The organism is Pseudomonas sp. SIMBA_067 (assembly GCF_046534675.1).
GTDB lineage: Bacteria > Pseudomonadota > Gammaproteobacteria > Pseudomonadales > Pseudomonadaceae > Aquipseudomonas > Aquipseudomonas putida.
The window spans coordinates 1-276 of the sequence record NZ_JAWRYH010000353.1 but is presented as its reverse complement, the minus strand read 5'-3'; the positions used below and the strand labels follow the sequence as shown (position 1 = coordinate 276).

The 276-nt window shown below is 36.6% G+C and carries 1 protein-coding gene; it reads right to left on the bottom strand.

Translation table 11 applies throughout. From position 1 onward, the window contains the following. Positions 1-276: hypothetical protein (locus SB765_RS29410; protein ID WP_410932458.1), on the bottom strand; the 276-nt coding region annotated here is incomplete at both ends.

Below are 276 nucleotides of genomic sequence, written 5' to 3'. Positions count from 1 at the left end.
TTAGCTTTTCTGCTGTAATACTTTGTTGCTGCACTGTGTGCTTTAGTTCTTGATTAAATTGCTTATAACGCGCTCGTTGCTCTTTTAAATAATCAATATTTTTAAGCTGATTATCACACTGCTCAATATTGAATTGCTCTTGCTGTTGGGTGAGCTTATTTAGATTTTTTTGTTCAGTGCTTAGTGCGTGCTCTGCATGTTCTAACTGTTTATTTTGCTCGTTGAGCTTGGTAGCGAGAGTGCTTAGCTGCAAAGTAATAGTTTGCTTTTGTTGCT